Annotated in this window: 10 protein-coding genes and 1 pseudogene; 9 read left to right on the top strand and 2 right to left on the bottom strand. The window is 65.2% G+C overall.

Annotated features, from left to right (window positions below):
* The 5 genes from QOI01_RS26685 to QOI01_RS26705 form a co-directional block, all read left to right on the top strand.
* Positions 1-416, top strand: a 416-nt coding sequence (locus tag QOI01_RS26685) for an SDR family NAD(P)-dependent oxidoreductase (protein ID WP_526386173.1), incomplete at its 5' end; no start/stop codon positions are given.
* A gap of 324 nt (positions 417-740) precedes the next feature.
* Positions 741-1,481 (top strand): nitrile hydratase subunit beta, encoded by a 741-nt coding sequence (nthB, locus tag QOI01_RS26690; protein ID WP_526386174.1) that lies wholly within the window; start codon positions 741-743, stop codon positions 1,479-1,481.
* The gene (gene nthA, locus QOI01_RS26695) at positions 1,478-2,098 is read left to right on the top strand and encodes a nitrile hydratase subunit alpha (protein ID WP_526386175.1); all 621 of its coding nucleotides are present in this window, start codon (positions 1,478-1,480) and stop codon (positions 2,096-2,098) included. Before nthB ends, nthA begins: the two co-directional genes overlap by 4 nt.
* A gap of 14 nt (positions 2,099-2,112) precedes the next feature.
* Complete coding sequence (locus QOI01_RS26700; RefSeq protein WP_526386181.1) at positions 2,113-2,412, top strand: nitrile hydratase accessory protein; 300 nt, start codon at positions 2,113-2,115, stop codon at positions 2,410-2,412.
* Positions 2,413-2,824: 412 nt separating this feature from the next.
* Positions 2,825-3,604, top strand: coding sequence for a response regulator (locus tag QOI01_RS26705; RefSeq protein ID WP_526386176.1), 780 nt, complete (start codon positions 2,825-2,827; stop codon positions 3,602-3,604).
* Between the two features lie 45 nt (positions 3,605-3,649).
* Here QOI01_RS26705 and QOI01_RS26710 read toward each other — a convergent pair.
* Both QOI01_RS26710 and QOI01_RS26715 read right to left on the bottom strand, forming a co-directional pair.
* Positions 3,650-3,775: pseudogene (locus tag QOI01_RS26710) on the bottom strand (DNA starvation/stationary phase protection protein); the annotation flags it as partial.
* Between the two features lie 324 nt (positions 3,776-4,099).
* On the bottom strand, positions 4,100-4,477 hold the full coding sequence (locus QOI01_RS26715) for a LytR/AlgR family response regulator transcription factor (protein WP_526386177.1): 378 nt from the start codon (positions 4,475-4,477) through the stop codon (positions 4,100-4,102).
* Positions 4,478-4,755: 278 nt separating this feature from the next.
* On the opposite strand from QOI01_RS26715, the gene QOI01_RS26720 reads away from it, so the two are divergent.
* From QOI01_RS26720 to QOI01_RS26735, 4 genes are all read left to right on the top strand, one after another.
* Entirely contained in the window at positions 4,756-5,445 is a 690-nt protein-coding gene (locus QOI01_RS26720) for an aldo/keto reductase (protein ID WP_526386182.1), read from the top strand.
* On the top strand, positions 5,442-6,359 hold the full coding sequence (locus QOI01_RS26725) for an NAD(P)-dependent oxidoreductase (RefSeq protein WP_526386178.1): 918 nt from the start codon (positions 5,442-5,444) through the stop codon (positions 6,357-6,359). Before QOI01_RS26720 ends, QOI01_RS26725 begins: the two co-directional genes overlap by 4 nt.
* The gene (locus tag QOI01_RS26730; protein WP_526386179.1) at positions 6,356-7,096 is read left to right on the top strand and encodes a VIT1/CCC1 transporter family protein; all 741 of its coding nucleotides are present in this window, start codon (positions 6,356-6,358) and stop codon (positions 7,094-7,096) included. Before QOI01_RS26725 ends, QOI01_RS26730 begins: the two co-directional genes overlap by 4 nt.
* Before the next feature lie 107 nt (positions 7,097-7,203).
* Positions 7,204-7,404 (top strand): DUF4118 domain-containing protein (locus QOI01_RS26735; protein WP_526386180.1); only part of this gene is annotated, 201 nt, incomplete at its 3' end.

The raw sequence follows: 7,404 nt of genomic DNA on the forward strand, positions 1-7,404 counted from the left end.
ATGTCGACAGTGCTTTCTTTGTCACCCGGGGCGCGTTGCCTGGGATGGTCGAGCGCGGGTACGGCCGCATCATCAATGTGGCCTCCACGGCAGGCGTTCTCACCGCATACACCGGTGATGTCGGCTACCACACCGCTAAGGCGGCAATGCTGGGAATGACGCGGTCGGTCGCGGTCGACTTCGCCGCAGACGGCGTGACGGCCAACGTCGTGCTGCCCGGCTGGATTGCCACGGCAGCCCAGCTCCCGTCCGAGGTTGCCGCGGGCGAGGCTACTCCGGTGGGCCGGTCAGCAAGTGCCGCCGAGGTCGCCGCAGGCATCGCCTTCCTCGCCGCACCGGGCGCTTCGTACGTCACCGGCACCACGTTGGTGATTGACGGTGGCAACTCGATTGCCGGGGTGAAGATCGTCGACTGATCCGTACCAAGGTGTGCACCGAATCCACCGAATCGTCAAGACTTCGTCGTGGCTGGTGGAACCGCGCACAACCACCAGCTACGACCGGCACAACGGGTGGTGGTCAGCCGGTGATCACATTCAGGACGAAGTTCGCTTCGGTCTGACGGGCAGGTCGACGGGCACCTGGATAGCGGCATCACAGCCGCCACTCGTTCTCGGTGTTCGCCCAGGACGCTCTTGACGCTCGCCTCGTTCGGACTAATGTCCTAAACAGGTGGTCGAGTCCCCGACCCGGGTGCCGCCCACGAAACACCAGATGACGGTGGAAGGCAGTCTGGCGTCATGAAGCTTCAGCATTTTCTCGGCGGGCTCGAGGGATTCCCGGAGCCGCTGAGCCTCGAGAAGCGCGTGTTCGTCGAGGAGTGGGAGATGCGGATATTCGGCATCCACGTCGCGATGATGGGGCTGAGTAGTCACCTCGGTTCCGCACGACCCCCCTATCCGATGGCCGACGTGGCGTCCGCCTTCCACGACGCATGGACCTGGGCCGACCTGCGTACCGGCGCGGAGGCCTTGGACCCGCTGGACTACTTCAAGTTCCGTTACTACGAGAAGTGGCTCGGGGGGATCACGGACTTCCTCATCGGCAAGGGGTATCTCAGCGAGCACGAATTGGCTTCGCGGGCAGCGGAACTGACCGCGCCGCCGGAGGCGGCGGCCGGTGACCCCGCGATCGACGACCAGGTGCAGGAGTACCTGCGGAAGGGCGAGAGCCCACGGCGTGACGTGGCGCACCCCAAGTTCGCCGTCGGCGCTCGGGTGCGCATCGCCAACGTCCCTGCGGCGGCGCACACCCGACTGCCCGGGTATCTGCGCGGCAGGGTCGGTACGGTGGATCGGGCGCTCGAGGGTGATTACGCATATTTCTGCCACACCGGTGACGGCATCGGGGATCCGATGCCGGTCTATGTCGTCGCGTTCGGCCCGGACGAGTTGTGGGGGGAGCGCGCTGAAGCAGGTCCGATGACCGTCTACGCCGAACTCTTCGAGGCATACCTTCAAGGGCTGGAGGAGACACCGTGACTGGCCAGTTCGCTTATCCGCCCGATCGTGAGGACTCCAGCGCGGCGAAGGTCGCGGCGCTGGAGTCGTTGCTGATCGAGAAGGGTGTCATCACCGGGCAGACGGTGGACAAGGTGCTCGCTTACTTCGAGTCGGAGATGACGCCGCTGAACGGCAAGAAGATCGTCGTCACGGCGTGGACTGATCCCGGATTCGCGCGACGCGTCGTCGCCGACACCCCAGCCGCGATCGCCGAACTGGACCTGCCCCAGGGGATGGCCGGTGCCGAGGGTGAACACCTGCGGGCGGTGGCCAACGGCCCTGGTGTGCACAACCTGGTGATCTGCACGCTGTGCTCGTGCTTCCCCTGGCCGGTGCTCGGGCTGCCGCCGTATTGGTACAAGGACCCGGTCTTCCGGGCGCGGGCAGCCCGTGAGCCACGCAAGGTGCTCACCGAGGTCGGCGTCGACCTACCCGAGGACACCGAGATCAGGGTATGGGATGCCAGTGGCACGTCACGGTGGTTCGTGATACCCGAACGGCCTGCTGGCACGGAGGATTTCACGGTTGAGATGCTGATGGACTTGGTTAGCACCGAAGCGATGATGGGCGTTGCGCTGGCAGGGCCGGCGACATGACCAGCGACGCGAGGATGCGGTTGCACGAAACCTGCACGACCGATCAGGCCGCCCCGCAGTTCGACCACGAATGGCAGCGGCGGGCATTCGGGCTGGCGCTGGCGCTGGCGGAGTTCGGTCACTACGACTGGGAAGACTTCCGGCAGAACCTGATTCGGGGCATCGAGGATTGGGAGGGCGCGCCGGGCGCCGGACGGGGCGACTGGCAGTACTACGACCACTGGGTGGCTGCGCTGGAAAAGGTCGTTGCCGACCACCACCTTCTCACCGCGCCGGTCGCCAAAGATGGCGGTGACCACGCCGTCCACGAATAGTGAACCCTGACGCCATATAGCCGAAATCAGTCCATCAACGTGCTTGCAATGACAGGCCACCGATGAGGAGGTCGGCTGCGGCGTCAGCGTGCCGGTCGATATCCGATTCAGTCCTCGGCAGCTGGCCGAAGTGGCGAGTCGTCATCGCATCGTTCCGGGCTATGCCAACGTGATCGATCGATGGCAGCGCGCGCGACGGTCGGCGTGGCTCGAATCCCACGTGGCGGGACATCCGCCCCGTTTCACCCCGGTGGAGGTGGTGTCACGGTGACTACCGGCCAGCAGGTAGTCCAGGGGTACCGATACCGGTAGAGCTCGACGGACGCTGGCAGTGATGTGGCTTTCGGCGTCCTACACCACGCTGTATCTACCGACTCAACGTCAGTCTCCAACCACGAACTAGGAGCGGCCGATGACCGAAGGCCAGTCCGCGCAGGGCCTCGCCCTCCGGCAATCCGATCAACCAGATGTATGGTCTTCGGGTGCGCCGAGGGTGTCGAACTCCTCCGCGTCCTCAGCTCCATTAGTCGAGTCGCCCGATGATCGGTTACGGGTGGTGTTGGCCGAGGATGATGTGTTGCTTCGTGAGGGGCTGGCCAGCCTGTTGGACCGATCGGGATTCGACGTCGTCGGGCAGGCCGGTGATGGTGTGCAACTGCTCGCGATGGTGCGTGACCAGAACCCTGAGCTGGTGGTGACGGACATTCGGATGCCGCCGACCCATACCACCGAGGGGCTCGACACAGCCCGAGCGATCCTTGAAGAGCAGGCCGGCATAGGCATTCTGGTGTTTTCGGCGCACGTCGATGTCGAACATGCGATGGAACTGCTGGCAAGTGAGCACAGCATCGGTTACCTGCTCAAAAGTCGGGTCACCGACGTGGCGGACTTCGTTGACACGCTGGAGCGGATCGCGAAGGGGGCGTCGGTGGTGGACCCGGCTCTGGTAAGCGAGTTGGTGTCGGTCCGCCGGCGTGATGACCCACTCGCCGTGCTCAGCGCGCGGGAACGGGACGTGCTGGCTTTGATGGCGGAGGGTCGGTCCAACGCCGGTATCGCCCATCGGATCTGGGTCACCGAGGGCACTGTGGAAAAACATATCCGCAGCATCCTCGGCAAATTGCATCTTCCAGAGACCGGCAACGACCACCGCCGCGTCCTCGCGGTCATCACCTTCCTCGAGGCCCGCTGACGAGCTCCTTCGATCGTCCGCCGCGGCGCTCGGCACGGGGCATCGTCAAATCTTGCGGTTCTCCGATTTGAGCATCCACGCAGCCCTTTCCATGTCGTCAACGATGACGTGCAGCAGGTCCGCACTGGAGGGGTCGGCGGCGTCGACGTCGCCGTGGACGGTGTGGATGGTGGCTTGACCTGCGCATTGCCGGATGTCACTCAAGTGGTACTCGGCGTGCCAGTGCTGCAGGGACCCGGATCTGCGGCGGCAGCCATCAGTGCTGCGACGATCGCGGTCTCGGCCGCTCCTGCTGCCAGCAGCGGCGCGATGTAGTTAAGTTGATGCTCACGGCGGTGTACTTTTTCGAGGGTAATTCGCCGGAGCTCGGCCCAATACCTTTACCGCGCAGCAGATCTGGGCCATCGAGCGCGGTGTTCGAACGCCTGTCGACGACATCCTGGCCCAGTTGAGGACAGCCAGACACCGACGACGACTGCCAAGTCTCAGTGGTGGTCACCCTACTCGAGGGTCGCCACCGCCGTCGACGAGATCGCGGATCGCATCCGGCGTCAAGTTGATCTTGGCCACGAACCCGATGGCCGGGCTGGTCGCGATCATGTCGGCAAAGTCCTGCTCGGCATGGGTGGAGATCAGTATCACCAGCGGGGATGTCGGCAGCCCGGATCGGTGGAGTTGTTCGGCGAGTTCGAAGCCGCTCTCCCCCCCGAGGTTCACGTCGACGAGTATGACGTCGGGTCGCAACTCCTCGAAGCATCGAAGGGCCTCAGCGCTGGTCGACGCCGCGCCGACGACCGTGACGCCGTCGTGCTCGAGCAGACGGCGTGCGGCATCGACGAAATCTGCGCTGTCATCCACGATTACGCAGCGCATCGTGTACCTCTCAAGAACATGAGTTCAGCTTGGCAGTACGCGGCGCCAGTGCGCATTCCCACTAGCTGGAACTCTGTCGTAACGACGCACGCGGTGCCGTCCCTTGGCGCTGCCGATGCCCGCACACCAGGGCATTTGCAGGTGGCGCGCAGACACAAAGTCCAGCTAGCAGGGACCGGCGATTGGTGTCAGCGGTGGCGACAGGGCTGCACCGGCGCGCCATGGTGGCTAGTGGGCAACCCCGGACACGACTGTGCTCAAGCGATTTGGAGAGCGACATTAAGACCACTACTTTGGGGCCAACGGGGCTCAATGTTACCCGCATGGCCTTCGGCACCTGGCAGCTCGGCGGCGAATGGGGTCATTTCGAAGAGGACGCCGCCATCACCGCGATCCACCGCGCCCGCGAATTGGGCGTCAACTTCTTCGACACGGCCCAGGCCTACGGTTTCGGCACATCCGAGCACATCCTCGGCAAAGCAGTTCGCGACGAGCTCACCAGTGCGCGGGGCGAACTCGTCATTGCCACTAAAGGCGTTCTGCGCCAGACAGATTCCGGTCTTGTACGTGATGCGAGTCCGGCATGGCTGCGGCGCGGCGTGGATGCCAGCCTGACGGCACTGGGCATCGATCACATCGACCTCTACCAGGCGCATTGGCCGGACCCGACCGTCCCGGCCGCCGACACGGCGGGCGCACTGGGCGAACCGGTCACAGACGGCAAGGTCCGCCACGTCGGCGTGTCCGACTACGACGCCGCGCAGAACACCGCATTCGTAGACCATGATTGGCGCAGCGCGAGTGGACTTTTCAGCGGCGCCATCGTCGCCGCCCGACAATCGAGCCACGTCGAGGACAGCCTTCTCGCCGCGGAGGTGTCCCTGACCGACGAGGACCTCGACGACATCGACAGGATCATGACTTCCGCCACGCCGGTGGCCGGACCGACCCCCGAGGGTGTGCAATGACCAAGCCTGCCCAGACGGTTGCGGTGTTGGGCATCGGGGCGATGGGTGCTCCGATCGCCCGCAACCTGCTTCGTGCGGGGTTTGGGGTTCGAGTGTGGAACCGGACCCCGGACAAGGCCGCCGAGTTGGTGGACGACGGTGCGCGGCTCGGCTCCCACCCTGCGGAAGCGGCGAGTGGCGCCGACGTGCTGATCACCATGCTGACCGACGGGGCCACCATCGAGGACGTGATGACCGGGTCCGACGGTGCGCTGTCGATGCTTCGTTCTGGCTCGATATGGATTCAGATGAGCACGGTCGGTGTCGAATGGACGGCCCGGCTCGCTGATCTCGCCGACCTGCACGGCGTCGCGTTCGTCGACGCTCCGGTGTCCGGTAGTTCCGAGCCGGCCGGCAGAGGCGAGCTCGAAATCCTTGCTGGAGGCGCGGGCCAGGTGCGGCCGCGCGTCGAGCCGATCTTCGACGTCCTCGGACGCCGCACGGTGTGGCTGGATCGCGTCGGCGACGGCAGCCGGCTCAAACTCGCGCTCAATAACTGGCTGGTTGTCCTCGTCGAGGCGATGTCCGAGACACTGACGTTCAGCCAGGCCCTCGGCTTGGAGCCGCGTCAGTTCCTGGAGAGCATCGCCGGGGGGCCGTTGGCAGCGCCGTACGCGACGACGAAGGGCACCGCGATGCTCGACGAGGACTTCGTCCCCGGATTCCCACTACGGCACGCGGTGAAGGACGCCGAACTTGCCACGAGCGCCGCTCGCCGGAATGGGGCGGAACTCGCCCTCACCGATGCGTTGTTGCCACGCTGGCGTGAGGCAATCGTCGAAGGCTACGGCGACGACGACGTCGCCGCCGTCGTTACCCAGGCCGTGGCGGCCCATCTGTCGCGCGGCACGAACCTGACGTCGAGCGCCACATGACGACTTCCGAAGACGCTGAATCGCAGATCGTGGCACCGCATGCCGCGAATGAACCGCATGCTCCCAGCCTCACCAACCGATTGAACTGGTTACGCGCCGGGGTCCTCGGGGCCAACGATGGAATCGTGTCCACCGCGGGCATCGTGGTGGGTGTGGCCGCCGCCACGACCGCCAGGCCAGTGATCTTCACCGCCGGACTGGCCGGCCTGGTCGCGGGTGCGGTCTCGATGGCGCTCGGCGAGTACGTCTCGGTCAGCGCGCAACGAGACACCCAGCGGGCGTTGATGCAGAAAGAGCGCGAAGAGCTCGCCGAGATGCCAGAAGCTGAACTCGAGGAATTGGCCGGGCTCTACGAGGCGAAGGGTCTGAGCGCACGGACCGCCCGACAGGTGGCCGAGGAGCTCACCGAACACGACGCCTTCGGCGCGCATGTCGACGTGGAACTCGGCATCGACCCCGCCGACCTGTCCAACCCCTGGCAGGCCGGCGTGTCGTCCGCGGCGGCCTTCACGTTGGGCGCCATCATCCCGCTCGCAGCGATCCTGTTGCCCGCAGTCGGAACGCGTGTCCCGGTGGCGTTCGTCGCCGTATTGATGGCGCTCGCGCTGACCGGGACGGTCAGCGCCATCTTGGGCGGTGCCCGCAAGAGTCGGGCGGTCCTTCGCGTGGTGTTCGGGGGAGCCCTCGCAATGCTGGTGACCTATGGCGTGGGTCAACTCGTCGGAACCACGATTTGAGAAGGTCGAAGCTAGTGATCAAAGCGGTGACCGTCGCGCCGGACCAGGGTCCAACACCGATGCGCGCTCGATTCTTGTCGTGGCTATTGCGCTCAGCGACTCCGCCGATGTCGCTTGGGTTGGTCGTCGCGGCGTCCTTCGTCGTCGCGGAGACAATTCTGGTGCTCCTGCTCAAGCATCTCGTCGCGGGAATGGCCTTCGGTGTCATCTTCCTGCTTGGCGTTTTGGTGGTCTCCACGGCGTGGGGGTTCGGGCTGGCGGTGCTGACGTCGCTGGTGAGCGCGCTCGCGTTCGACTACTTCCGTAGC

It is taken from the genome of Mycobacterium sp., assembly GCF_032162605.1.
Lineage (GTDB): Bacteria > Actinomycetota > Actinomycetes > Mycobacteriales > Mycobacteriaceae > Mycobacterium.